The sequence below is a fragment of the Roseisolibacter agri genome (assembly GCF_030159095.1).
GTDB classification, from domain to species: Bacteria; Gemmatimonadota; Gemmatimonadetes; order Gemmatimonadales; family Gemmatimonadaceae; genus Roseisolibacter; species Roseisolibacter agri.
The window spans coordinates 731,127-755,054 of the sequence record NZ_BRXS01000004.1 but is presented as its reverse complement, the minus strand read 5'-3'; the positions used below and the strand labels follow the sequence as shown (position 1 = coordinate 755,054).

Below are 23,928 nucleotides of genomic sequence, written 5' to 3'. Positions count from 1 at the left end.
CCGCGGTCAGATGCTGAGGGCCTGCTGGGCGCGCGGGCTCCGCGACAGCCAGATGAGGAAGAACGTCCGCGTCACGAAGATCGCCGTGAACAGCGACGCCGCGATGCCGGCGATCAGCGTGACGGCGAAGCCGCGGACCGGGCCGGAGCCGTACTGGTAGAGCACCGCGCCCGTGAGGATCGTCGCCACGCTCGTGTCGACGATCGCGCTCATCGCATGGCGGAAGCCCTCGTCGACGGCGAGGCGCACCGTCTTGCCGCGATCCAACTCCTCGCGGATGCGCTCGAAGATCAGCACGTTCGCGTCGACGGCGATGCCGATCGTCAGCACGAGACCGGCGACGCCCGGGAGCGTCAGCGCCGCGTGGAAGCCCGCGAGGATCGCCAGCGTGAACAGCACGTACAGCGAGAGCGCCGACACCGCGAGCGCGCCCGAGATGCGGTAGTAGCCGACCATGATGACGATGATCAGCAGGACGGCGATCACCATGGCGGTGATGCCCTGCCGGATCGAGTCCTGGCCGAGGCTGGCGCCGATCTCACGCGTCTCCGCGACCTTGAGCGGCACCGGCAGCGCGCCGGCGTTCAGCACGATCGCGAGGTCCTGCGCGTCCTGCAGCGAGCCGCGGCCGAGCGTGATCTGGCCGCGGTTGCCGATGGCGCTCTGGATGACCGGCGCCGTGATGACGCGCTGGTCGAGCACGATCGCCATGAAGTCCTGGAGGTGCTTGCCCGTCTCGTTCTGGAAGCGGCGGCCGCCCTCGCGGCTGAGCTCGAACTGGACGAGGTTGCCCTCGGTCGGGTCCTGCGCCGGACGCGCCGACGTCAGGTACTCACCGGTGATGATCGGTCGCGAGTCGAGGACGTAGAGCGGGCGGTAGATCTGCCCGCCGGCCACGATCGAGTCGGCGCCCCAGCGCAGGATCTTGCCCGGCGGCAGCGCGCCCTGGATCTCGGGGAGGTCGAGCAGCGGCTGCAGACGACGGTAGTCGTCCTCGGCCACGATGTACTGGCCCGGATGGTTGCCCTGCTGGATGGCGCGCGAGAAGGCGCCCGCCGTGGACGCGCGACGGCCCGCGCTGTCCGTGCGGCCGGCCGAGTCGCGGCCCGCGGTGGTCGCGGCGACCGTCGTGTCGCGGCGCGCGCTGTCGGCGCCGAAGAGCGACGTCAGCCCCTTCTGGCCAGCGGCGGCAGCGGCCGTGTCGGCCGCGCCAGCGGCGGCGACCGTGGGCAGCTTCTGCGCGGCGACCGCGTCGAGGCGCGCCAGCGAGCGCTCGAGCGCCTGCGTCTCGTCGGCGATCTGGAACTCGAGGAACGCGGCCTTCTGCACGACGGCCTGCGCGCGGATCGGATCGTCCACGCCGGGCAGCTCGACGATGATGCGGTCGTCGCCGACCTTCTGCACGACGGGCTCGCTCACGCCCAGCTCGTCGATGCGGTTGCGCACGACGCGCAGCGCCCGGTCGAGCGCCTCCCCCTTGTTCGCCACGGCGCCCTTGGTCTCGTCGACCTCGAGCGTCAGGTGCATCCCGCCCTGCAGGTCCAGCCCCCGCTTGAGGGGCACGCGCCGGACCGTGTCGGTCACGAAGACGCCGTTGCGCTTCACGCGCTCGACGACGGTACGCGGAAAGAGCGCGAACACCGACGCCAGGACGAGCGCGCCGATGAGCAGCAGACGGTACTTCAGGTTCGACATGCGCCTGCGGACCGGGAGGGGTGGAGGGGGGACGTGCGGAGGGGGCGGAGCGAGGCGAAGCTCCGGAAACTCCGAAGGTTACCGGCCCCGGAGTGCGGAGTCAACGCGGGTCGGACACCAGCCGGAGGACCGGCCGGGAACGGCTCAGCGGGCGTCGGCGGCGGGTCGGGCGAGGACGCGCCGGGCGTGCTGCGCGTCGCGCCCGAGCTGCGCGACGAGAGCGTCTACCCCGTCGAAGCGCCGAGTGTCCCGCAGGCGCGCCACGAAATCGACGCCGACGGTCTGGCCGTACCAGTCGCCCTCGGCGTCGAACAGGTGCGCCTCGAGCGAGCGGGTCGCGTCCCCGAAGGTCGGCCGTGGCCCGAGGTTGAGCATGCCGCCGTAGGAGCCGCCGACCGTGTGGACGCGGACCGCGTAGACGCCTTCGGGCGGGAGCAGCTTCCGCGGGCTCGGCAGGGCGACGTTGAGCGTGGGATAGCCGAGGAGCCGGCCGCGCTGCTCGCCCTGCACCACCGTCCCGGTCGCCCCGTACGGGCGCCCCAGCCCGACCTCGGCGCGGTGGAGATCGCCGCCGGCGACGGCCCGGCGAATCGCGGTGGAGGAGACCGCGTGACCGTCGGCCGCGATGGGCTCGACCACCTCCACCCGGAAGCCGCGCGCGGCGCCCAGCTGCTGCAGCACGTGCACGTCGCCCGCGCGGCCGCGCCCGAAGCCGTGGTCGTGCCCGATGAACAGCTCGCGCATGCGCAGCCGATCGCGCAGCACGAGGTCCACGAACTGCGACGCCTCGTACGAGGCGAGCGTCCGCGTGAACGGCACGACCGCGACGTAGTCGACCCCACTCTCCGCCAGCGCCGCGAGCTTCTCGCGGCCGGGCGTGAGAAGGTGCGGCGCCACGTCCGGATTGACGATCTCCAGCGGGTGCGGCTCGAAGGTCACGAGCAGGCTGCGGAGACCGACCTCACGCGCACGCGCGGAGAGCCGCGCGAGCACGTCCTGGTGGCCGCGATGCACGCCGTCGAAGGAGCCGACCGTCGCGACCGTGCCACCCACGTCGGGCGGGAGCCACGACTCATCGTCGGCGCCGAGAAGCACGGGATCAGCCATGCAGCACCACGCGCGGCTGCCAGCGCTCCCCTGCCCGCTCCGCCAGCGCGACGAGCGCGCCCGACGGATTCGTGAGCGCGGCCCACGCGCCGTCCACGATCGCGTGCACCTGGATGCCCGCGAGGATGCGCCGCACATCGCCGTCGTCCAGCGTCTGCACGGGATGCTCGGGAAGCGCGTCGAGCGGTGCGCGCAGCACCGCACGGCCCTCGCGCACGTCGTCGAGCGAGGTGGCGTGCGCGACGTCGAACGCGCCGCTGTGAGCCCGCCGAAGCGCGGTGAGATGCGCGGCGCTCCCTGTGAGTCGCCCGAGGTCGCGCGCCAGCGAGCGGATGTACGTCCCGCCGCCGCACGTCACGCGCACGTCGGCCTCCACGTGCTCACCCGCGCGCCACGCCAGCAACTCCCAGCGGTCGACGCGCACGCGCGATGGGGCGAGCTCCACGGCGATCCCCTCCCGCGCGAGGTCGTACGCCCGCTTCCCCTGGACGCGCTTGGCCGAATACGCCGGCGGCACCTGGTCGAGCCACCCGGTGAGCGCGGGGATCGCCGCGCGCACGGCCTCCTCGGTGGCTGCGGGCGCCTCGCGCACGATCGACCCCAGCAGGTCCTCGGTGTCCGTCTCGGCACCGAAGCGGACCGTCGCCTCGTAGACCTTGGGATCGCCGCTGACGTGCGGGATGAGGCGCGTCGCGCGACCGGTCAGGACGACGAGCAGACCCGTCGCGAACGGGTCGAGCGTGCCCGCGTGGCCGACGCGGCGCTCGCCGGTCGCGCGCCGCACCACGTTCACGACGTCGTGCGACGTCACGCCCGCGGGCTTGTCGACGAGAAGAAGGCCGTCGGCCATCGACGTGCGACCGCCGCCCGTGCGATCAGCCGCGCACGTCGGGCGCGGAGGCGTCGCCGTTCGGCGCCTCGCTCGCAGTCGCGTCGGTCGCGGTCGCGTCGCTCGCGGTCGCGTCGCTGGCGGGCGCGTCGTCGTTCGTGGACGCGTCGCGCTCGCGGCGCACCTCCTCCAAGAGCGTCTCGATGCGCGCCGCGTAGCCGACGCTCGCGTCGGTCTTGAAGGAGAGCTCCGGCGCGACGCGCAGGCGCAGCGCGCGGCCGACGCGGCCGCGCAGGTGCGCGGCCACCGCCGTCAGCCCCGCGAGCGTCTCGTCGCGCTCCGCGTCGCTCCCCATGATGCTGACGAAGATCTTCGCGTGCCGCAGGTCGCGCGTGATGTCGACGCCGGTCACCGTGACCAGGCCGCGCACGCGCGGATCCTTCACGCCGTCGGCCAGGAAGCCGGCGACCTCCTCGCGGATCGCCTCGGCCACCCGATCGGGGCGTCGATTGTCGTAGGGCATGGTACCTCTCTAGAAGCAGTCGGCGCCCGGCGTCCGCCGCCCGCCCCGTCGATCGACGGAGCGAGCGCCGAGCGCCGAGCGCCGAGCGTGGTGCCGGATCAGGAGTTCGCGCTGCCCGACTGCAGGGTGCGCGCGACCTCCTCGGTGCGGTAGCACTCGATCACGTCGCCGACCTTGAGGTCGTTGAAGTTCTCGACGCCGATGCCGCACTCGAAGCCTTCCTTGACCTCCTTCACGTCGTCCTTGAAGCGGCGCAGCGAGCCCAGGTTGCCGTCGTAGATCTCGACGCCGTCGCGCACCACCCGCACCTTCGCGCCGCGCTGGAACGAGCCGCTGCGGACGTACGAGCCGGCGATCGCACCGATGCGCGGCACCTTGAAGACCTCGCGCACCTCGGCCTCGCCGAGGATGACCTCGCGCTGCTCCGGCTTGAGCATCCCCTCGAGGGCCGCCTTCACGTCGTTGACCGCCTCGTAGATGATGCGATAGAGCTTGATGTCGACGCCCTCGCGCTCGGCCGCCGTGCGCGCCTTGGTGTCCGGGCGCACGTGGAAGCCGATGATGATCGCGCCGGCCGCCTTCGCCAGCAGGATGTCGCCCTCGGTGATCGCACCGACGCCGCGCTGGATGATGTCGACGACGACCTCCTCGTTCGACAGCTGGCCGAGCGCGTCGGCGAGCGCCTCCGCCGGTCCTCCCTGGTCGGCCTTGATGAGCAGCTTCAGCGTGCGCTTCTCGCCCGCCGACGCCACGTTCATGAAGTCCTCGAGCGTGACCGCGCCCTTCGAGGTGCGGCGCGACTTGGCCTCGCGGTCCAGCCGCTCGCGGCGCTGCGCGATCTCGCGCGCCTGCGTCGCGTCCTCCACCACGATCAGCTGGTCGCCCGCCATCGGGACGCCCGTCAGACCGAGGATCTGCACCGGGATCGCCGGGCCGGCCGCCTTGACCTGCTTGCCGCGCTCGTCGAGCAGCGCGCGCACGCGGCCGGAGAACTGACCGACGATGAAGTCGTCGCCGACGCGGAGCGTGCCGCTCTGCACGAGCACCGTCGCGACCGGGCCCTTGCCCGGATCGAGCTGCGCCTCGACCACCGTGCCGGTCGCGCGCTTGTCGGCGTTCGCCTTCAGGTCGAGGATCTCGGCCTGCAGCACGAGCTGGTCGAGGAGGTCGGAGACGTTCGTGCCCTTCTTGGCCGAGATCTCGGTCGAGAGCACGTTGCCGCCGAACTCCTCCAGCACGACGTTGTGCTGCAGCAACTCCTGCTTGACCTTGCCCGGGTTCGCCTGCGGCAGGTCGATCTTGTTGATCGCCACCACCAGCGGCACGCCCGCGTTCTTCGCGTGCGAGATCGCCTCGATGGTCTGCGGCATCAGGCCGTCGTCCGCCGCCACGACCAGCACGACGATGTCGGTCACCTGCGCACCACGCGCACGCATGGCGGTGAACGCCTGGTGGCCCGGGGTGTCGAGGAAGGTGATGAACCGCTTGTCCGGCAGCGACACGTGGTACGCGCCGATGTGCTGCGTGATGCCGCCGGCCTCGCCGGCCACGACGTTCGCCTTGCGGATGTAGTCGAGCAGCGACGTCTTGCCGTGGTCGACGTGACCCATGATGGTCACGACGGGCGGCCGCGGCTGCAGGTCCTCCTCGGCGTCGACCGTCGTCTCCTCGCCGAAGTCCGCGAGGTACTCCTCCTCGCGCACGGCCTGGAAGCCGAACTCGCTGGCGATGAGCTCGATCTGGTCGAAGTCGAGGCGCTGGTTGATCGTGACCATCAGCCCCAGGTTCTTCAGGGCGAAGCCCACGATCTGCGTCGGCGAGATCTTGAGGATCTGCGCCAGGTCCGCGACGGTGATGAACTCGTTGACGCGGACCGTCGTGCGCTCGCGCTGCTCGTTGGCGGCGCGCAGCGCCTCCATCTCCTCCCGCGAGTCGCGCGCGTCGCGGCGCCCGCTGCCACGGCCGGCCGGCCCGCGCATGCCGTGCAGCGTGCGCGAGATGTTGTCGGCGACCGCCTGCTGGTCGACCGCGCCGCGCTTGCCCTTCTTGCCACCGCGGCCACGATCGCGCGCCCCGGCGCCGGCACCTGCGCCGGCGGTCCCGGTACCGGCGCCACCGCCACCGCCACCGCCGTACGGGCTGGCGAAGCCGCCCACGGGGCCACGGCCGCCGTCACGGCGGGTCTGGCCACCACCCGGCGCCGCGGAGGCCACGGGCGTCATGCCGCGCGGCGCACCAGGCGTCACGGGACGCGGGCGCGGCGCGCCGGGCGTGATCGGACGCGGACGCGGACCACCGGGGGCCGCGGTGCCGCCGGCCGGACCGGCGGCGGCGGGCGCCGGCGCCGGCGTCGACGGCGAGGCCGACGCGACCGGCCGCATGGCCGGCATCACCGGCTGCGGACGCGCCGGGGTCGGCTGCGCCGGCGCAGCGGGTGGCGCGCTCGGACGTGCGGGCGCCTGCGGAGCATCCGCCGCGGGCGCGGCAGGACGCTCGACCGGCGTCTCGACCGCGGGCGCCTCGGCCGCGACCGGCGCGGCGGGAGTCGGCACGGCGACGATGTCGCGCACCGGCGCGGCCTCGACGACGACCGGCTCGGGCGCGGGCGTGGGAGCGGGCGTCTCGGGCGCGACCGGGGCGGCGGGTGCCGCCGGAGCGGCGACGACCGGCGCCTCGACGACGGGCGCGGGCGTCCGCGGCTCCTCGACCGCCGGCGCGGGCGCCTCGGCGACGGGCGCCGGAGCGGCCTCCGCCGTCAGCACGCCCGCGTGGTCGTCGGCCGCGTCGGCGCTGCGCACGCGGCGGCGCACCGTGGTCGCGGGTGCGGCCTCGGCGACGGGAGCGGCCGCCGCGGCGGCCGGTTCGGCAGCGGCGCTGCGGCGACGACGCGGCGGCGGCGCCGGCGCGGCCGCCTGCGCGGCGCGCTCGGCCCGGGCGCGCTTCTCCCGCTCCCAGCGCGCGCGGATGCGCGAGACCTGGTCGTCGGTCAGCAGCGTCAGATGGGAGCGGACCGGGACGTCCATCTTCCGGAGAAGGTCGATGACCTCCTCCGTGGTGATCCCGAACTCGCCCGCCATGTCGTGCACACGAAGCTTGCTCAAACAATCCTCCTGATCCGCTCCCACCGGAGCACCGGCCGCACCCTGCGACTGGTCATCCGCCGGAGCGCGCCCCGCGAGGCGCGCCGTCCGCGCCGTCCCCCTGCAGGGACGGGCCGAGCATTCGTTGTATGCCTCGGGCGAGATTGGGGTCCGTCACGCCGACCACCGCCGTCGCCTCTCGTCCCACCGCGTGCCCCAACTCCATCGCGCCCGGTCCCTCCACGACCGGGATCCCCCGGGCGCGCAGGAGCGGCCGCACCTTCTCCTGGCTGTGGGGCGAGGCGTCCGGCGCGACCACCGCGAGGACCAGGGTCCCCTTCAGCGCCGCCTCGCGCACCCGATCCACTCCGACCACCGCCCCCCGTCCCCGGACTCCGAGGCCGAGTAGGCGCAGCAGCCGGTCCTGCATCGGCGTCTCCATCGTAGACCGCGTCGGGGGCTCCGCGCCACTGCGGCGCGACGCCCCCGACCCCGGATCAGCCGTCCTGCGGCTCCTCGGCGGCTCCCTCGGACTCGTCCTCCGTGGTGAGCTCGTCGATCATCTGGATCAGGCGATCCGCCTCGGCCGGGGCGATGCCCGGCAGCTTGAGGAAGTCGTCCCGCTCCAGATCGAGGATGTCGTTCAGCGTGCGGTACCCGCCCGCCTCCAGCACGGCGACGACCGCCGGATCGATCCCGGCGATGTCGCCCAGCGGCAGGTCCTCCACCTCGTCGTCGCCGCCGGCCGCGAAGAGCTGCTGCTCGCCGCCCTTCTCCAGCCACTCGCGGCTTGAGTAGAGGTCGATCTTCCAGCCCGTCAGCTCCGACGCCAGGCGCACGTTCTGGCCGTTGCGGCCGATCGCGAGCGAGAGCTGGTCCTCGTCCACGATCGCCTGGATGGTGCGCGAGCCGGCGTCGCTGAAGACGCGCGCGACCTTGGCAGGCGCCAGCGCCAGCTTGGCGAAGCGCTCCGGATCGGCCGACCAGGGCACGATGTCGATGCGCTCGCCGCCCAGCTCGTTCACGACGGCCTGCACGCGGGCGCCCTTGAGGCCCACGCAGGCGCCGACCGGATCGACCGCGTCGTCACGCGAGAAGACGGCGATCTTGGTGCGGCTGCCGACCTCGCGGGCGGCCGCGCGGATCTCGACGATGCCCTGCTGGATCTCGGGCACCTCCAGGCGGAAGAGCGCCTGCACGAACAGCGCGTCCGAGCGGCTGAGGATCAGGCGCGGGCCCTTGGGCGTGTCCTCGACGCGCTTGAGCACCGCGCGGATGGTCTCGCCCTGGTGATAGTGCTCGCGATGGTTCTGCTCGCGGTAGGGGATGATCGCCTCCGCCTCGCGGAACTTGTTGAGCATCACCACGAGCTTGCCGCGCTCGATCTGCTGCACCTCGCCGGAGAGGAGCTCGCCGACCTTGGTCGAGAACTCGTCCTTGATGCGGGTGCGCTCGCCCTCGCGGACGCGCTGCACGATGCGCTGCTTGGCGGCCTGCACGGCGGCGCGGCCGAACTCCGAGAAGGGAACCTCGCGCTCCAGCACGTCGCCGACCTGGAACTCGGCGTCCAGGGCGCGCGCCTCGTCGAGGGAGACCTCGCGGGCCGGGTCCTGCGGCTCCTCGACCACCGTGCGCAGCAGGACGACGCGGATCTGGCCCGTGTCGTCGTCGATGTCGACCTCGGCCTGAACGGTCGGGCCGTACTTCTTGGCGAGCGCGGCCAGAATGCCATCCTGCAGCAACGCGTACAGCTCGGTGCGATCGAGCTGCTTCGAGTTGGTCAACTCGCGAATCGCGGTGAGGATCTCAGCCGAAGCGACCATCCAGGACTCCTATTACCGATTCCAGTGGAACGCGAGCCGGGCCTGGCTGACCTCCGCCAGCCGGAGGCGGTGCTCCGCCCCGCGCTCGTCGCGGACGACCGCCACTTCCTCGCCAGCCTCGCCTTCGAGAGCGACGATCGTCACCTCCGCCTTCCCAGCGGGCAGCGACGGGGCCGTGACCACCGCCATCTGCCCTGCGAACTTCCGCCAGTCGGCCGGCCCGCGCAGCGGCCGTTCGATCCCTGGCGACGACACTTCCAGCACGTACTGCTCCCCGACCAGCCGCTCCGCCTCGAGTCGGGCCTCGACGGCCCGCGAGACGCGCGCGCAGTCGTCCACCGACACCCGCGCGCCGTCCCGCCGCTCGATGCGCAGGTCGAGCACGGGCCGGCTGCGCGACCCCCGGCGACGGAGGTCGAAGAGCTCGAACCCGAGGGCCTCGAGTTCCGCGGAGACTGCGGTTTCCAGCGCGTCGTGCACGGTCGGGTGGCGGCTAACGGCAACAAAAAATGTGGGGCACCCTCCCCCACATTCAACGGGCCGGTTTCCCGGCCGGAGCGCAATACTAAGGTAGACCGGGGGTTAGGTCGCGTCAAGTTGAACGGCCCGAGCCGACGGCGCGCTCATGACACGCGTGCCACGATCACGCCGAGCTGGCGCCCCGCGTCGCCGGCGCGGTGCGAGTAGAGCGTGGCCACGTCGCACCGCGTGCAGAGCGGCGTCGCGTGCAGGTCCCGCACGCCGAGGGCACGCGCCTGGTCGGCGAGCACCGCGTGCAGCGAGACCGGGGTCGGGCGATCGACCGCGCGGCCGGTGAGCTGGCCGTAGACGTCCGGGCTCACCTCGTAGCACGCGCCGCAGATTGCGGGGCCCAGCAGCACGCGCAGCTCCGCCGCGGCGAGGCCACGCGCCGCGAACGCGCGCACCGCGCTGCCGAGGATCCCCGCGACCGTGCCGCGCCACCCCGAGTGGAGCATCGCCACGGCGCCCGATGGGTGCGCGACGTAGGCCGGGACGCAGTCGGCCACGGACACCGCGAGCGCCGTCCCGCGCTCGACGGCCAGGTGTCCGTCCGCGTCGTGGCCGCGCAGCCATCCGGTCCAGCCGGCGACGTGCTCGATGACGTGTGCGCCATGTACCTGCCGCGCGGTCGCGAACCGGCCGCCGCCCGCGGGCGCGAGGTGGTGCTGCAGCGCGGACCAGCGGGCCATGACCTCGCCCATCGGCTCGTCCCCGCCGCTGACGAAGCTGCCCGCCGCGCGCGTGGTCACCAGCGCACGGACGCCCCACTCGGAGAAGACGTCGAACTCGAGGTACGGCGCGCCGCCGTCCGCGGGCCGCGCCGCCGCGTCGGCGACGCCCGCCTCCATTCCCACGTCCACGGTGCCGCCCGCGCTCACGGCGTGCGGCGGTCCCCGACGCGCTCGATCCTGGCGCCGAGCGCGTTGAGGCGCTCGTCGATGCGCTCGTAGCCGCGCTCGATCTGGCCGACGTTGTTGATGACGCTCGTGCCCTCCGCGCACAGCGCGGCCAGCAACATCGCCATGCCGGCGCGGATGTCGGGGCTCTCCAGCGTCGTGCCGCGCAGGCGGCTCGGCCCCGACACGATCGCGCGGTGCGGGTCGCAGAGCACGATGCGCGCGCCCATCCCGATTAGCTTGTCCACGAAGAACATCCGCGACTCGAACATCTTCTCGTGCATCATCACCATGCCGTGGCACTGCGTGGCGGTGACGATGGCGATCGACATGACGTCGGCCGGGAACGCGGGCCACGGCTGGTCGCTGATGGTCGGCACGTGGCCGCCGAGGTCCGACTGCACGAGCAGCGACTGGTCGCCCGGCACGATCAGGTCCTCGCCCTCGATGCGGCAGTCCACGCCGAGCCGCTCGAAGCCCATGAGCGTCGAGCGCAGGTGCTCGACGCCCGCGCGCTCGATGCGGATCTCGGACTTCGTGACGGCCGCGAGCCCGATGAAGGACCCGACCTCGATGTGATCGGGGCCGATGCGGTGCGTGGCGCTGCCGAGCTTCGTGCCGCCGTGGATCGTCAGCTGGTTGGTGCCGATGCCCTCGATGCGGCCGCCCAGGGCGACGAGGAAGTGCGCGAGGTCCTGCACGTGCGGCTCGCTGGCGGCGTTGCGCAGCACGGTCGTGCCCTGCGCGAGCACGGCCGCCATCATCGCGTTCTCGGTGCCGGTGACGCTCGGCTCGTCGAGGAAGACGTCGGCGCCGCGGAGCCCCTTGGGCGCGGACATGTCGATGACGTCCGTGAGGTCGTAGCGCGCGCCCAGCTGCTCCAGCGCCAGGAAGTGCGTGTCGAGCCGGCGACGCCCGATCACGTCCCCGCCCGGCGGCGGCAGCGTGACGCGCCCGCAGCGCCCGAGCAGCGGGCCCGCGAGCAGGATCGAGCCGCGGATCTTCTTCGACAGCTCGCGATCGAGCTCACCCGGCGTGACCGTCTTCGCGTGGATGTGCAGCGTGTTCCGCTCCTGCCACGAGATCGCGACGCCGAGCGAGCGCACCAGCTCCACGAGCGTCTCGATGTCGCGGATGCGCGGCACGTTCTCCAGCGTCACCGGATGCTCGGTGCAGAGCGCCGCGGCGACGATCGGGAGCGCCGCGTTCTTGTTGCCCGACGGCCGGATGGAGCCCGAGAGGCGGTTCCCGCCCTCGACGATGAACTGGACGGCCTGCGAGTGCGCGGCGGACATTGCGAGCGGGGAGCGGGGACGGAGCGGAAGCGACGCGGAGCGGGCCGCCTGCAACAAGACGCGCGCCACGAGGGCGCGCGTTCCTTGACGCGGCCCGACGCGCCCGGTACGATAGCCGCCCAACGCCTCGCGCCAAAGGGATGCAACTGCTCGTCGCCGTCATCAATCAGGAGTCGCGGATCGACGGGGTGCTCGCGGGGTTCGTGGAGCTGGGGATCACGGGCGCGACGATCCTCGAGAGTCGCGGGATGGGGCGGATGCTCCGGCGCGAGCTGCCCCTGTTCGCCGGGCTGGAGAGCCTCGGCCAGACGACCCGCGCGCACAACCAGACCATCCTCTGCGTGCTCGACGACGCCAAGGCGGACGCCGCGATCCGGATGATCCAGGACGTCTGCGGCGACCTCGCGGCGCCGGGCGTGGGCATCGTCTTCACCGTGCCGGTCGGGCGCGTCGTCGGCCTGGCGCCCGAGCTGGAGCGCTAGCGTGGTCCTCGCCACGCCCGGCGCCGTGCTGGCCCCTCGCTTGCACCGGCCTCGGCCAATGTCACGCCCGCCGGTCGCACGGCTGCGGGCGCGCCGCCACCGGGTGCCGTCCGCCCTCTCGCCTCTTCCTTCCCGATGCTGACCGCGTCCACGGCGCTCACCCGCGCCGGCGTGTGGCTCATCGCCCAGGTCCCGACCGTGGGCGACACGCTGATCATGAAGCAGGCGCCGATCGATCCCGGCTGGTTCGAGCGGACGACGCAGATCCTCGACGCGCTGCTCACGATCTCGTTCATCGCGCTCGCGGCGGCGGTGATCCCGGCCGCCTGGAACTTCCGGCAGAGCTACAAGAAGATCAGCGACCTGCTGGACCGCGTGTACGCCGACGTGAACCCGATCGCGCACCACGCCAGCCGTATCGCCGAGAACGTGGACTACGTCTCCACGGCGATCCGCGCCGACGTGCAGCGGGCGAGCGCGCTCGTGACGGACGCCGAGCGGCGGCTGCAGAAGGCGGTCGCGCGCGCGGAGACGCGGGCGCGCGAGCTGGAGGCGCTGATCGAGATCGCGCAGGAGGAGGCAGAGGAGACGTTCGTCACCGCGGCGGCGACGGTGCGAGGCGTGCGTGCGAGCGTGGCGTCGCTCGGCGCTGACCTCGGCGAGGCGATCGTGCCGCCGCGGCCGCCGCGGCGCCCAGCCGTGGCGGATGCGCCGCTGCTGGCGACGGGCGACGCGCTGGACGAGCTGGCGCTGGTGGAAGCGCGGCCGCTCGAGGAGGACCTGCTGGACGCCGGGCTGGACGACGGCCTGGACGATCTCCCGTACGACGAAGACGACTTCGAAGAGGACCTGACCGATGCCGAAGACGATTCCCGCGTCGCCGCGCGGGAGCAGCCGCGCGTCCGCCCGCGCCGTGGACCCCGCACTCGAGGATGAGTCGATGGACGAGGATCGCGAAGGCGTCGACCTGCTGATCGCCGCCCTGCTGGGCGCCGCCGTGGGCGCGGGCGTGGGCCTGCTGGCGTCGCGCGTGCTGGCGCCCGAGGAGCCGGCGATGGTGCGCGGCGCCCGCCGCGTGCACAAGACCGCGTCGCGCGCGTTCCGCGACGTGCCGAGCGTGCATGACGCATCGTCCGCGGTCAGCGGCTTCGTGTCGGCCGCACGGGACCGCGTCGAGGAGGCGATCGAGCGCGAGCTGCGGCAGATGCGGCGCGCGATGCGGCGCCGCCGGCGGGAGCTCGGCATCTGACGGACGCGCGCGCCCACCACCGGCTGCCGGTGCGGGTGCTGGGCTGCGCGGCGCTCGCCCTGCTCGCGGTGGCGCTGCTGCCGACCGACGCGTGGGCGTGGACGCCGGGCACGCACGTCTTCCTCGGCGAGGCGGTGCTGCGGTCGCTGCACCTCGTCCCCGACGCCGTCGCGGAGCTGCTGCGCGCCTTCCCGTACGACTTCCTGTACGGGTCGATCGCGGCCGACACGAGCATGGCGAAGAAGTACGCGCCGGTCGGGCGGCACTGCCACGCGTGGCACGTCGGGCAGGAGATCGCCGACCGCGCGCGCGACGAGCCGCTGCGCGCGTTCGCGCTCGGCTACCAGGCGCACCTGGCCGCGGACGCCGTCGCGCACAACTACTTCGTGCCGCGGCAGCTGGCCATCACGGCCAGCACCGCGGCGCTCGGGCACTCCTACTGGGAGAGCCGCTTCGAGACGCACCTGCCGGTGGGCGCGAGCCGGCGCGCCCGCGAGCTGATCCTGCGCGACCACGCGCGGTCGGACGACCACCTGGACCGCATCCTCAGCCCGACGATCTTCAGCACGCCCACCAACCGCCGCCTGTTCCGGGGGATGGTGCACGTCGCCGACAGCGAGTCGTGGCAGCGGGTGTTCCAGCTGGTGACCGAGAACAGTCGCTGGGACCTGCACGACGACGAGGTGGGACGCCACGTCGTGCGGTCGTTCGACTTCATCATCGACTGGCTGCGGCGCGGCGAGGGTTCGGAGGCGTTCCGCCTCGATCCGTCGGGCGACGAGCCGCTGCGGCAGGCCAAGCGCGTGCGGCGGATGGCGCTGCGCACCGGCGGCGAGTACGCCGCGCGCGCCGAGGCGGAGCGGCAGTTCGGGCTCCCCTCGTCGTCGCTGACCTACGCGGCGTCGCTGCCCAAGCCGCTGTTCACCGCCGCGCTTCGCGAGGCGTAGCGCGGCGCAGGGCGCGCGGGCCGCTCAGGCGCCCGCGCGCTCGACCAGGAGCTGGTTGACGCGCTTCGGGTCGGCGCTTCCCTTCGACGCCTTCATCACGAGGCCGACGAGGAAGCCCTGCAGCTTGCGGTCGCCGGCGGCAAAGCGGGCCGCCTCGTCGGGATGTGCCGCGAGCACGCCGTCCACCCAGGCGATCAGCTGCGCGTCGTCGCTGACCTGCAGCAGCCCCTCGCGCTCGGCCACGACCGCCGGCTCCTCGCCGGTGCGCGCCATGACCGCGAACACGCGCGCGGCCGCCGAGCGGCTGACCGTGCCCCCGCGCACCATCCGCAGGAGCGCGCCGAGATCGAGCGGACGCACCGTGCGCGCGAAGTCGGCCAGCGTGCGGCCGCTGTCGTTGAGCGTCGAGAGCACGTCGCGCGTGACCCAGTTCGCCGCGGTCCTGCCGTCCTCCGCCGCGCGCGCGACCGCCTCGAAGTAGTCGGCGAGCGCGGGATCGGCCGAGAGGACCTCGGCGTCCTTCGTGGTGATGCCGAACTCGCTGCACAGACGAGCGCGACGGGCGGCAGGCAGCTCGGGGAGCGCGGCGCGCTGCTCGTCGATCCACTCCGCCGTCAGCACCAGCGGCGGCAGGTCCGGATCGGGGAAGTAGCGGTAGTCGTGGCTCCCCTCCTTCGAGCGCGCGGGGCGGACCTCGTTTCGCGCCGCGTCCCAGAGCATCGTCTGCTGCTCGACCCGGCCGCCCGCATCGATCAGCGCGCACTGGCGCGCGAACTCCACCTCGAGCGCCCGCTCGACGCTGGAGAAGGAGTTCATGTTCTTGATCTCGGTCTTGGTGCCGAGCTTCGTCTCGCCGTGCCGCCGGACGCTGATGTTCGCATCCACGCGCAGCGAGCCCTCCTCCATGTTCGCCTCGCTCGCGCCGACGTACTGCACGAGCTGCTTGAGCACGCGCAGGTACGCGCCCGCCTCGGCGCTGGAGCGCATGTCCGGCTCGCTGACGATCTCGGCCAGCGGGGTGCCCGCGCGATTGAGGTCGATGGCGCTGACGCCTGGATAGCGGTCGTGGACCGACTTGCCCGCGTCGTCCTCCAGGTGCACGCGCGTCACGCCGACGATGATCGGCGATCCGGCCTCCGTCTCGCCAATCACGACGTGCCCGCCGGTCGCCAGCGGCCGGTCGAACTGCGAGATCTGGTAGCCCTTCGGCATGTCCGGATAGAAGTAGTTCTTCCGGGCGAAGACCGAGACCTGGTGCACCGTGCACCCCAGCGCGAGCGCGGCCCGCGCGCCCAGCTCCACGGCGCGCGCGTTGAGCACGGGCAGCGCGCCCGGAAGGCCGAGGCAGACGGGGCACGTGTTGGCGTTCGGCGCGTCACCGAAGCTCGTGGCGCAGCTGCAGAACGCCTTGGTCGCGGTGTCGAGCTGCACGTGCACCTCGAGGCCGACGACCATCTCGTAGCGCTCGCGCCAGTCGACGCGCGTGCTCTCGGCGGCGGTCACGTGTGCGCCTCCGCGCCGAGCGACGCCTCCAGCGCGTAGGCCGCGCGCAGCATGGCCGCCTCGCCGAAGTGCGGCGCCAGCAGCTGGCCGCCCACCGGCAGGCCGTCCACGCGGCCGATCGGGAGGCTCATCGCGGGGATGCCGGTGAGGTTCGCGGTCGCCGTGAAGATGTCGCTGAGGTACATCTCGTAGGGATCGCTGACGGCGCCCAGCGGGAACGCGGGCGTCGGCGTCGTGGGCGTGAACAGCAGGTCCACCTTCTCGAACGCGTGCGCGAAGTCGCGGGCGATGAGCGCGCGCACCTCCTGCGCCTTCTTGTAGTACGCGTCGTAGTAGCCGGCCGACAGCACGTAGGTGCCGAGCAGGATGCGGCGCGTGACCTCGGGGCCGAAGCCGCCGGAGCGCGTGCGCTCGTAGGTCTCGCGCAGGCCGTCACCTGCCACCCGGCGGCCGAATCGGACCCCATCGAAGCGCGCGAGGTTGCTCGACGCCTCCGCCGGCGCGACGATGTAGTAGACGGCGATCGCGAGATCCGTGTGCGGCAGCGAGACGTCGTGGATCTCGGCGCCCAGTCGCCGCAGGTGCTCGACCACGGCGCGCGTGCGCCCGCCGATGCGCGCGTCCAGCGAGTGCGGGAAGTACTCCTTCGGGAGCCCGATCTTGAGCCCCGCGAGCGGCTGGCCGTCCGTGCCGGCGTTCGCCACGGCGCGGTACGACGGTACCTCGTGCTGCGCGGACGTCGCGTCGCGCGGGTCGTGGCCGGCGATGACCTGCAGCCCCAGCGCCGCGTCGTCCACCGTGCGGCCGAACACGCCCACCTGGTCCAGCGACGACGCGAAGGCGACGAGGCCGTAGCGGCTGACGCGCCCGTAGGTGGGCTTCACACCGACCACGCCGCAGAACGCCGCCGGCTGACGCACCGATCCACCCGTCTCGGAGCCGAGCGCGATGCGCACCGCGCCCGCGGCGACGGCGGCGGCGGAACCACCGGACGAGCCGCCCGGCACGCGCGCCGGATCGATCGGGTTGCGCGTGGGGCCGTACGCCGAGTGCTCCGTGGACGAGCCCATCGCAAACTCGTCCATGTTCGTCTTGCCGACGATCACCGCGCCGGCCGCGCGCAGGCGCGACACGACCGTCGCCTCAAACGGGCTGACGTAGCCATCGAGGATCCGGGAGCCGCAGGTCGTCGGCAGGTCGAGCGTGGCGATGTTGTCCTTCACGACGACGGGCACGCCGGCGAGCGGCATGTCGCCATCGCCCGCGGCGCGCCGCGCGTCGATCGCCTCGGCCTCGCGCACCGCGGCGGCGTCGTCGCTCCAGATGATCGCGTTCAGCCACGCGGGGCCGGCGTTCACCTCGGCGGCGCGGGCCTGGCTCGCGCGCACCGCGTCCACCGCCGTCGTGCGCCCCTCCGTCACCGCGTCGCGCAGCGCCGCGGCCGGCAGCGCGCCCGCCTCGCTGTGGCTCACGCGTCGCCCTCGTCGCCGGCCGTCGCGTCGAGCATGGCGTCGGGCGACGCCACGTGGGTCGCGAGCCGCGGCACGAGGAAGAAGCCGTCGCGCGTCTCCGGCGCGAACGCCTCGCGCGGCCGTGCGAGCGCGTCGGGCGCGCCGCCGTCGGCGCGCAGCGGCATGCCGCCCGCGCCGACACCCTCGACCGCCTGCACCACCGACGTGTTCACCTTCGAGAGCACGTCCATGTGGGCCAGGATGCCGTTCAGCTCCGCCACCAGCGCGGGCACGCGCTCGGGCTCGAGGCCGAGGCGCGCGAGCGCCGCGATGTGCCGCACGTCGTGCTCGGATACGGACATGCTACTCGATCTCGGGTTCGAGTTTGGCCTTCCCGACGACGAGCGTCTTGCGGCCGATCTCCTCGTCGTCGAAGTCGATGCGCACCTTCGCGTCGGGACCCGAGCCCGCCAGCTCGGCGATCGTGCCGGTGCCGAACTTCTCGTGGCGCACGCGCATCCCCTTCCCCAGCGCGACGCCCTCGCCGACCTCCTGCTCCGGCACGCCGCCCGGCCGCCGCTTCATGCTCGCGGGCATGCTGGTCGGCAGGTTCACGGGCGTGCCCGGGCGGCGGTTCGACGGCTTGTTGTCGATCCACGAGAAGTCGTCGCCGCCCTCGAAGCCCGTCTGCCCACCGCGCGCCGCGCGATCGTTGCCCGTCGAGCGCTCGCTGCGCGAGCCCCACGACGAGCTGCCCCACGAGCGGTCGCCACGCTCGCCGCGCCCACTGCCGCCGCCACCGCCGAGGCCCGACATGAACGCGCGGCCCGAGCTGCGCGCCTTGAGCGTCAGCTTCTTGTCGAACAGGCCAGGCGCCAACCCGTCGAGGAAACCCGACGGGCGCGACTGCATCTTCTCACCGTTGCGCAGGCGCTGCTCGGCGTGCGTGATGTAGAGCTTCTCCTCGGCGCGCGTGATGCCGACGTAGAAGAGGCGGCGCTCCTCCTCCAGCTGCTTCGGGTCGTCGTAGGCGCGCGCGAGCGGGAAGAGGCCGTCCTCCAGCCCCGTGATGAACACGACCGGGAACTCGAGGCCCTTCGCGTTGTGCATCGTCATCAGCGTGACGGCATCCGCGTTGGGATCGAGCGCGTCGACGCCGGCGACGAGCGTCGCCTTCTGCAGGAAGTGGTCGAGCGGCGTCAGCCCGACCTCGCCGCCGTCCTCGATCACCGTCTCGGCCGCGCCGTCGATGAGCGAGCGCACGTTCTCGCCGCGCTCCTGCCAGTCCGGTCCTTCGGCCTTGAGGTGGTCGCCGTACTTGATGGCGTCCACCAGCTCGCGCAGCAGCTCGTCCACCCCGACGTTCGGCGCCGCCGCGCGGAGCTTGTCGATGACGTTCACGAACTCCGCGAGCGCCGTGCGCGCCGCCGGGCGCAGCGACTCCCGCACCTCGGCGCTGCGCGCCGCCTCGAGCAGCGGGATGCCCATCGCGCCGGCGCGGGCCGCGATCTGGTCGACCGACGTGTCGCCGATGCCGCGCTTGGGCACGTTGACCACGCGTCGGAACGCCTCGCCGTCCGCCGGGTTGGCGATCAGCTTGAGGTACGCCATGAGGTCGCGGATCTCGCGCCGGTCGTAGAAGCGCACCGAGCCCACGAGCCGGTACGGATACGCTCGGCGGCGCAGCGCCTCTTCGAGCGAGCGGCTCTGCGCGTTGGTGCGGTAGAGGATCGCGAAGTGGCGCAGCACGCGGTTCTCGCCCGCGCGGCGGGCCGCGATCTCGTCGACGACGAAGTCCGCCTCGTCGCGGTCGTCGAGCGCGCCCACCAGCGATACGCGCTCACCCGCCGGCCGGGTCGCGCGCAACGTCTTCCCGCGACGCCCCGCGTTCTCGGCGATGACGACGTTCGCGAGCTCCAGCACGTTCGGCGTCGAGCGGTAGTTCTCCTCCAGCCGCACGACGGCCGCGCCCGGCCACGTCTTCTCGAAGTCGAGGATGTTGCGGATGTCGGCGCCGCGCCAGCCGTAGATCGACTGGTCGTCGTCACCCACCACCATGACGTTCCCCGTCTGCCCGCCCAGGAGCCGCACGAACTCGAACTGCACGTGGTTCGTGTCCTGGTACTCGTCCACCAGCAGGAAGCGGAAGCGGTGCTGGTAGCCCGCGAGCACGTGCGGGTGGGCGCGGAGGATCTCGACCGGGAGCGTGAGCAGGTCGTCGAACGTCACCGCGTTCGCCTGCCGCAGCGCGGGCTCGAGGTCGGGGTAGACCTTGGCGACCGTCTTCGTGAACGGGTCCATCGCCAGCTCGCCGTACTCCCTGGGCGAGACGAGCGCGTTCTTGGCGTCCGAGATGGCCGACAGGATCGACTTCGGCGCGACCTCCTTCGGCTGGATGCCGTGCTTCTCCATCACGCGCTTCACGGTGTTGAGCGCGTCGTCCTCGTCGTAGATGGTGAAGTTCGGCGTCCGTCCCATCAGGTGCGCGTGCGCCCGCAGGAGCCGCGCGCCGATGGCGTGGAAGGTCCCGGCCCACATCCCCTTCGGCTCGTAGCCGAGGAGGCGCGTGATGCGCTCGCGCATCTCGCCGGCGGCCTTGTTGGTGAAGGTCACCGCGAGGATCTGCATCGGGTCGACGCGGTGGTGCTCGACCAGGCGCGCGATGCGCGTGGTGAGGACGCGCGTCTTGCCGGAGCCCGCCCCGGCGAGCACGAGCGCAGGCCCTTCGAAGTGGAGGACGGCCTCGCGCTGGGCGGGATTGAGCCCGGCGAGCGGATCGCGGGCGGCCGCGCCCATCGGCGCGGCGGACGTGCTGGGGTGCGACGGCTGCATCACGACAAGATAACGTCGAAGGTCGCGCCACGGTCGCTCGGCACGAGCGCGATGCGGCCGCCGTGGTTCTCCTCGACGATGCGGCGCGCCAGCGAGAGGCCGATGCCCCAGCCGCGTTCCTTGGTGCTGAAGCCCGCGTCGAAGATGCGGCGCCGCAGCTTGGGCGGGATGCCCGGCCCGTCGTCGGCGACGCGGAGGCGCACGGTGCCGTCGTCCCTCCGCTCGACCATCACGTCGATCTTGCCGCCGCGGCCGGCCAGCGCGTCGACCGCGTTCTTCGTGAGCGCCTCCAGCACCCACTCCAGCAGCACGGCGTCGCCCTTCACGACCACCGGGTCGCGCGGCCGGTGCGCGCGCACGGTGACGGCGGCGCTCCGCGTGGGGACGCGGCGCTTGAAGTAGGCGACGATCCGGTCCACCAGCACGGCGACGTCCACGTCGTCGCGCTTCGGCTCGCGGCCGATGCGCTCGAAGCGGTGGGCGACGCGCTCCAGCCGCTCCAGATCGGCCTTCATGCTGTCGACGGCCGACTTCATCATCGGCTTCGCGTGCCGTCCCTGCTCGGTGACCTCGTCGTCCAGCAGGTCGATCCACCCGCTGAGGCTCGACAGCGGCGTCCCGAGCTGGTGCGCGCTCTCGCGCGCCATGCCCGCCCACACGTGCTCGCGCTCCGCGCGCCCGCGCACGACGAGCGCGTACACGCCGGCCAGCAGCAGCGCGCCCAGCAGCCCCGCCTGCAGCAGCGGGATGACGCGCAGCCCCTCGACGAGATCGCTGTAGCCGAAGTAGACGACCGTGCCCGTCTCGGGGTCCTGCACGGGCGTGTTCTGCTTCGCGAGCTGCGTGATGTAGGCGGGTATCCGCGGGTCGGTGAAGTCGCTCCCCCACGGCAGGTTCATCCCGCCCATCGCCTTGCCGTCGGCGCTGAGCTGCACCATCGGCACGCCGGACTGCTGCAGCTGGAAGATCACGTCCTGCAGCGCCGCCGCGGCCACCGCCGGATTCGAGTCCGCCTGCGCGCGGAAGACGCGCTGGAGGATGATCGTCTGCCGCCGCTCCGCGTCGCGGATCCGCGTGAGGACCCGCTGCGTGTAGACGACGTTCCACGCCACGAGCAGCACGATCCCGACGACCACCAGGACGACGGGCGCGCGGCGGCGCATCGTGAACTGCGAGCGCCAGGACCCGACGGCGAGCGTGCTCAGCGCGCCGCGGCCGCTTCGGCCGGACGCAGGACGTCCGTGCCCGCGTACGCGTGCAGCACCTCCGGCAGCGCCACGGACCCGTCGGGCTGCTGGTAGTGCTCCAGGATCGCCGCGATCACGCGCGGGAACGCGAGGCCCGACCCGTTGAGCGTGTGCACGAAGCGCGGCTTGTCCTTCGGCGCCGGGCGGTAGCGGATGTTCGCGCGCCGCGCCTGGAAGTCCGTGAACACGCTGCAGCTCGAGACCTCGAGCCACTTGTCGACGCCCGGCGCATAGACCTCGAGGTCGTACGTCTTGGCGCTCGAGAAGCCGGTGTCGCCCGCCGCCAGCAGCTTCACGCGGTACGGCAGCCCGAGGCGCTGCAGCATCGTCTCCGCGTGCCCGGTGAGCAGCTCCAGTTGCGCGGCCGAGTCCTCGGCGGTGCTGTAGCGCACCAGCTCCACCTTGTCGAACTGGTGGACCCGCTGGATGCCGCGCGTGTCCTTGCCCGCCGATCCGGCCTCGCGGCGGAAGCAGGGCGTGTACGCGGTGAAGCCCATCGGCAGCTGCGCCGCGTCGAGCACCTCGTCGCGGTACAGGTTCGTCACGGGCACCTCGGCCGTCGGGATCAGGAACAGGTCGTCGTCCCTGATCGCGTAGGCGTCGTCCTCGAACTTCGGCAGCTGGCCCGTGCCGGTCATCGACGCGCGGTTCACGATCGCCGGCGCCCAGACCTCCTCGTAGCCGTGCTCCGACGTGTGCACGTCGAGGAACCAGTTCATGAGCGCCCGCACCAGCCGCGCGCCCTGGCCGCGGTAGACCACGAAGCCCGAGCCGCTGACCTTCGCACCGCGCTCCAGGTCGAACAGGCCGAGCGCCGCGCCGACGTCCCAGTGCGGCTGCACGCCGTCGGGCGCGCGCGGCGTGCCCCACTCGCGCACGACGACGTTCGCGTCCTCGCCACCCTGCGGGACGTCTGGGAGCGGGACGTTCGGGATCTCCATCAGGATCGCGCGCAGCTCATCGTCCGCCGCGTTGGCGCGCGCCTCGAGCGCCGCGATCGACTCGCCCAGGGTGCGCCCCTGCGCGATCAGGTCGTCCGCGCTCTCGCCCGCCTTCTTGCGCCGCGCCACCTCGGCGCTGCTCGCGTTGCGGGCGGCCTTCTGCTCCTCGACCTGCTGGATGAGCGCGCGGCGCTCCTGCTCCAGCGTGGCCAGGCGGTCCAGCTGCGGGGCGAGCGCGTCGAGCGCCCCGCGGCGACGCATCGCGTCGCGGAGCAGGTCGGGCTGCTCGCGCACCAGCTTCAGGTCGTGCATGCTCAGTCGTCCGGGAGGCCGGCCTTGAGGGAGCGGAACCCGCAGTTCGGGTTGGTCCGCACGCGCAGGTGCGCGGCGCCGGTGGCGCGCGCCACGCTGTCGACGATCAGCTTCGCGTGCATCGGCGCGGTGGTACCGCAGTAGATGCCCTGCTGCGAGACGCCCTGCCCCTCGATCGCGATCACCTGGCCCACGGCGGCGACCTGCAGCGTGTCGAAGCGGTAGCCGCTCTTGGGCGCGGTCTCGAGCGCGTCGAAGCTTCCGGCGATCACCTGGAAGCCCGTGCGCGGCGAGCCGCCCGGCGGCGACGCGACGAGCGAGGCCGGATAGAGCAGCACACGCCCCTGCGCGTCGGTGTCGACCACCAGGTCGAAGTTCGGCACCACGCCACCGCGCAGGGTCGGGCGCACGACCGAGCGGCCGAACAGGTCGAGCCCGGACGGCAGCAGCGGCTGCGTGCTGCTGAACGGGAAGACGACGACCGTGTCGAGCGTCGTCTCCAGCGAGGCGCGGATCGCGAACGGGTCCTCGCCGCTGCAGGCGGCCGTGAGGGCCGCGGCGCCCGCGAGGACCAGCGTCGCGAGCAGGCGGGCCGGCGCGGCGGCGGGATGGGGCGCGGAACGGCGCGCGTCGGGCGAGGGCATCGAGGGCGGTGTGAAGCGGGAAGTCGCAGTGACTGCGAACGATACCCGGCCGCCGGGGCGGTTTCAACGGACGTGGCCGGCCGCGCCCCATCGCTTGACGCCCCTCCGGCGTTGCTGTTTCGTTCGCTCCTTCCCCGCGCCCGGCCGTACGCCGTGCGGCGCCGCGCCGCCCTTCCACCGCCACCCGATGCCGACGCTCCGCGACCTGATCGAGACCCTCCAGGCGCGCGCGGACGTCGCGGGCGCCGTCGTGCTCGGGCGCGACGGCCTCCTGGTGGACGCCGGTGGCTTGGACGCCGCCGACGCGGAGCACCTGGCCGCGGTGGCGCCGGGGATCGCGACCGCGGGCGACGCGATGGGCGCGGCGGCGAGCGACGGCCCCCTCTCCACCGCCGTGCTGGAGTTCGCGCACGGCCTCGCGGTGGTCTCGGTGCTCTCGCCCGACGTGCTGCTGGTGGTGCGCCTGGCGAAGGACGCCGAGCCGGGCGCGCTCGTCTACGAGCTCCGGCGCTCTCGCGCGCAGCTGGCCGCGCTGGTCTGAGCCCGCGTT

Annotated in this window: 22 protein-coding genes; 5 read left to right on the top strand and 17 right to left on the bottom strand. The window is 73.0% G+C overall.

Annotation, left to right across the window (positions count from 1 at the left end):
- Positions 1 to 6: 6 nt before the first annotated feature.
- From secD to murA, 10 genes are all read right to left on the bottom strand, one after another.
- The gene (secD, locus tag rosag_RS15510) at positions 7 to 1,695 is read right to left on the bottom strand and encodes a protein translocase subunit SecD (RefSeq protein WP_284351056.1); all 1,689 of its coding nucleotides are present in this window, start codon (positions 1,693 to 1,695) and stop codon (positions 7 to 9) included.
- A gap of 144 nt (positions 1,696 to 1,839) precedes the next feature.
- Entirely contained in the window at positions 1,840 to 2,802 is a 963-nt protein-coding gene (locus tag rosag_RS15505) for a bifunctional riboflavin kinase/FAD synthetase (RefSeq protein ID WP_284351055.1), read from the bottom strand.
- On the bottom strand, positions 2,795 to 3,652 hold the full coding sequence (truB, locus tag rosag_RS15500) for a tRNA pseudouridine(55) synthase TruB (protein ID WP_284351054.1): 858 nt from the start codon (positions 3,650 to 3,652) through the stop codon (positions 2,795 to 2,797). Before truB ends, rosag_RS15505 begins: the two co-directional genes overlap by 8 nt.
- Positions 3,653 to 3,677: 25 nt before the next feature.
- Entirely contained in the window at positions 3,678 to 4,154 is a 477-nt protein-coding gene (gene rbfA, locus rosag_RS15495; RefSeq protein ID WP_284351053.1) for a 30S ribosome-binding factor RbfA, read from the bottom strand.
- A gap of 98 nt (positions 4,155 to 4,252) precedes the next feature.
- Positions 4,253 to 7,255 carry a translation initiation factor IF-2 gene (gene infB / locus rosag_RS15490; protein WP_284351052.1) on the bottom strand — a complete coding sequence of 1,001 codons (3,003 nt, stop codon included), beginning with the start codon at positions 7,253 to 7,255 and terminating at the stop codon, positions 4,253 to 4,255.
- 52 nt (positions 7,256 to 7,307) lie between these two features.
- A complete protein-coding gene (locus rosag_RS15485; protein ID WP_284351051.1) occupies positions 7,308 to 7,676 on the bottom strand; it encodes a L7Ae/L30e/S12e/Gadd45 family ribosomal protein in 369 nt (122 codons plus the stop codon).
- Positions 7,677 to 7,731: 55 nt separating this feature from the next.
- Positions 7,732 to 9,057: a transcription termination factor NusA gene (gene nusA, locus rosag_RS15480; RefSeq protein WP_284351050.1), complete on the bottom strand. Its 1,326-nt coding sequence runs from the start codon at positions 9,055 to 9,057 to the stop codon at positions 7,732 to 7,734.
- A 12-nt stretch (positions 9,058 to 9,069) separates the two neighbouring features.
- Positions 9,070 to 9,537 carry a ribosome maturation factor RimP gene (locus tag rosag_RS15475; protein WP_284351049.1) on the bottom strand — a complete coding sequence of 156 codons (468 nt, stop codon included), beginning with the start codon at positions 9,535 to 9,537 and terminating at the stop codon, positions 9,070 to 9,072.
- 143 nt (positions 9,538 to 9,680) lie between these two features.
- The gene (locus tag rosag_RS15470) at positions 9,681 to 10,457 is read right to left on the bottom strand and encodes a purine nucleoside phosphorylase YfiH/LACC1 family protein (RefSeq protein WP_284351048.1); all 777 of its coding nucleotides are present in this window, start codon (positions 10,455 to 10,457) and stop codon (positions 9,681 to 9,683) included.
- Positions 10,454 to 11,770 carry a UDP-N-acetylglucosamine 1-carboxyvinyltransferase gene (gene murA, locus rosag_RS15465; RefSeq protein WP_284351047.1) on the bottom strand — a complete coding sequence of 439 codons (1,317 nt, stop codon included), beginning with the start codon at positions 11,768 to 11,770 and terminating at the stop codon, positions 10,454 to 10,456. The genes rosag_RS15470 and murA overlap by 4 nt, the downstream gene beginning before the upstream one ends.
- Positions 11,771 to 11,910: 140 nt before the next feature.
- On the opposite strand from murA, the gene rosag_RS15460 reads away from it, so the two are divergent.
- The 4 genes from rosag_RS15460 (at position 11,911) to rosag_RS15445 (ending at position 14,448) form a co-directional block, all read left to right on the top strand.
- Positions 11,911 to 12,252, top strand: coding sequence for a P-II family nitrogen regulator (locus rosag_RS15460; RefSeq protein WP_284351046.1), 342 nt, complete (start codon positions 11,911 to 11,913; stop codon positions 12,250 to 12,252).
- A gap of 135 nt (positions 12,253 to 12,387) precedes the next feature.
- Positions 12,388 to 13,188 (top strand): hypothetical protein, encoded by an 801-nt coding sequence (locus rosag_RS15455; protein WP_284351045.1) that lies wholly within the window; start codon positions 12,388 to 12,390, stop codon positions 13,186 to 13,188.
- 4 nt (positions 13,189 to 13,192) lie between these two features.
- On the top strand, positions 13,193 to 13,501 hold the full coding sequence (locus tag rosag_RS15450; RefSeq protein ID WP_284351044.1) for a hypothetical protein: 309 nt from the start codon (positions 13,193 to 13,195) through the stop codon (positions 13,499 to 13,501).
- A 29-nt stretch (positions 13,502 to 13,530) separates the two neighbouring features.
- Positions 13,531 to 14,448 carry a zinc dependent phospholipase C family protein gene (locus tag rosag_RS15445; RefSeq protein WP_284351043.1) on the top strand — a complete coding sequence of 306 codons (918 nt, stop codon included), beginning with the start codon at positions 13,531 to 13,533 and terminating at the stop codon, positions 14,446 to 14,448.
- Between the two features lie 24 nt (positions 14,449 to 14,472).
- On the opposite strand, the gene gatB is transcribed toward rosag_RS15445, so the two are convergent.
- The 7 genes from gatB to rosag_RS15410 are packed head-to-tail and all read right to left on the bottom strand — an operon-like array spanning position 14,473 to position 23,378.
- On the bottom strand, positions 14,473 to 15,951 hold the full coding sequence (gene gatB / locus rosag_RS15440; RefSeq protein ID WP_284351042.1) for an Asp-tRNA(Asn)/Glu-tRNA(Gln) amidotransferase subunit GatB: 1,479 nt from the start codon (positions 15,949 to 15,951) through the stop codon (positions 14,473 to 14,475).
- Positions 15,948 to 17,423, bottom strand: a complete 1,476-nt coding sequence (gene gatA / locus rosag_RS15435; RefSeq protein ID WP_284351041.1) for an Asp-tRNA(Asn)/Glu-tRNA(Gln) amidotransferase subunit GatA — start codon at positions 17,421 to 17,423, stop codon at positions 15,948 to 15,950. Before gatA ends, gatB begins: the two co-directional genes overlap by 4 nt.
- Positions 17,420 to 17,764: an Asp-tRNA(Asn)/Glu-tRNA(Gln) amidotransferase subunit GatC gene (gatC, locus tag rosag_RS15430; RefSeq protein ID WP_284351040.1), complete on the bottom strand. Its 345-nt coding sequence runs from the start codon at positions 17,762 to 17,764 to the stop codon at positions 17,420 to 17,422. The genes gatA and gatC overlap by 4 nt, the downstream gene beginning before the upstream one ends.
- 1 nt (position 17,765) lies before the next feature.
- The gene (locus rosag_RS15425) at positions 17,766 to 20,234 is read right to left on the bottom strand and encodes an ATP-dependent helicase (protein ID WP_284351039.1); all 2,469 of its coding nucleotides are present in this window, start codon (positions 20,232 to 20,234) and stop codon (positions 17,766 to 17,768) included.
- Positions 20,234 to 21,397, bottom strand: coding sequence for a sensor histidine kinase (locus tag rosag_RS15420; RefSeq protein ID WP_284351038.1), 1,164 nt, complete (start codon positions 21,395 to 21,397; stop codon positions 20,234 to 20,236). The genes rosag_RS15425 and rosag_RS15420 overlap by 1 nt, the downstream gene beginning before the upstream one ends.
- A 38-nt stretch (positions 21,398 to 21,435) precedes the next feature.
- Positions 21,436 to 22,734 carry a serine--tRNA ligase gene (serS, locus tag rosag_RS15415; protein ID WP_284351037.1) on the bottom strand — a complete coding sequence of 433 codons (1,299 nt, stop codon included), beginning with the start codon at positions 22,732 to 22,734 and terminating at the stop codon, positions 21,436 to 21,438.
- 2 nt (positions 22,735 to 22,736) lie between these two features.
- A complete protein-coding gene (locus rosag_RS15410; protein ID WP_284351036.1) occupies positions 22,737 to 23,378 on the bottom strand; it encodes a hypothetical protein in 642 nt (213 codons plus the stop codon).
- Between the two features lie 187 nt (positions 23,379 to 23,565).
- On the opposite strand from rosag_RS15410, the gene rosag_RS15405 reads away from it, so the two are divergent.
- Entirely contained in the window at positions 23,566 to 23,919 is a 354-nt protein-coding gene (locus tag rosag_RS15405; protein ID WP_284351035.1) for a roadblock/LC7 domain-containing protein, read from the top strand.
- Positions 23,920 to 23,928 lie beyond the last annotated feature (9 nt).